Source organism: Acidiphilium sp. PM, from assembly GCF_000219295.1.
Classification (GTDB): Bacteria; Pseudomonadota; Alphaproteobacteria; order Acetobacterales; family Acetobacteraceae; genus Acidiphilium; species Acidiphilium multivorum.
Genome location: NZ_AFPR01000578.1, coordinates 1 through 1,146 on the forward strand (window position 1 = coordinate 1; position 1,146 = coordinate 1,146).

Below are 1,146 nucleotides of genomic sequence, written 5' to 3' on the forward strand. Positions count from 1 at the left end.
CGATGGCCGTTTGTTTTTCGGCGATGGCGAACTCCATGAAATCTTGGAGCCAGTCGCGAACGGCGGCCTGGTTGAAGGTGTCCGGCCGAGCAACCCCGCCGAAATAGGTCGAGAAGGTTGCGTTGGTGGGATCAATGTCAGCCAGGAGAGGCGCTTTCCCGTCCCGCTGCGCCATCTCCACGATCCAGCGCAGGAAGGTGGTTTTGCCGGTTTTGCCCCGACCCGCCGTCAGGATGATCTTGGGCCGACCGGCGAGATCGACGCCCTGGGCGACGGGTTCGGTGCTGGATTGCTCGCTGGTCAGCAGAGGTTTGATTTCCGCAGGCTTGAGTCCGGCGACTGCGCTACCGGGGCGGAATACGGGAGTTGCGGGTTTGTGGGCGCCGTTGGGTTTCTTTTCTGATGAGGGGGCCTCAGTCATCAAATTCTCCTATCGGGATTTGTCGCCTCTCCATTTCGGATCGTCGGGATCGGCCGGGGCTGTTGGGTCACCAAGGGCACGGCGTTCCGCAGCAGAAACGCCGCGGCCCTCATTTCTCATCCATGACCGTTGAAACTTGGGTGCCGGCTGGGCCGCCTGGTCAGCCGGTGCCGTCGGATCACCAAGGGCACGGCGTTCCGTTGCGGAAACACCCCGGCCCTCATTCCGCAAACGCACAAACTCGAATTTCGGTTCGGGCTCAGGTGTGCTGGCCGGGGCCGCCGTAACCGAGCGCCCTTCCGCGCGGCGCTTGGCGACCAGGCGCCGCGCCCGCAGCCAATAGTTTTCGACCGTGCGCGGCGTGAGCGGCTGGCCGGTGCGGGAGACCAGCCCGGCCGCCGCGAAGTGCTCCGCCAACCCTTTCCAATGCGCGCCATGCTTGTCGAGGAGGGCGGCAAATTCGTCGTGGTGCTCGATAAACCAGACCATCAACGGGGAGCGCCGGCGAAGGCCGGACGCCATCGCCGCACCGAGCTTTTCGATATCGAGATCAGGTGCGGGCATAGCGAATCCTACCGATTTCAATCTCCGCACGTCAATAGAACGCAGCACAACCGCAGCATATTCACAGTATTATCATCATCAATATCACGGCATATACGATGCAAATTCACAGCATAAACACAGTAACACCGCGCCATGAAACTCGGTAAATCCCCGCCAAT

General features: G+C 61.4%; 1 protein-coding gene and 1 pseudogene. Both read right to left on the minus strand.

Annotated elements, in window-relative coordinates; genetic code table 11:
* Window positions 1-421 (minus strand): annotated as a pseudogene (locus APM_RS18745) (hypothetical protein); the annotation flags it as partial.
* Window positions 422-430: 9 nt separating this feature from the next.
* Complete coding sequence (locus APM_RS18750; RefSeq protein WP_007424967.1) at window positions 431-985, minus strand: hypothetical protein; 555 nt, start codon at window positions 983-985, stop codon at window positions 431-433.
* Window positions 986-1,146: the final 161 nt, after the last annotated feature.

What these genes read in the sequence shown, in the direction of transcription:
- APM_RS18750 (WP_007424967.1), bottom strand. Translation starts at nt 985, where the DNA reads ATGCCCGCACCTGATCTCGATATCGAAAAGCTCGGTGCGGCGATGGCG.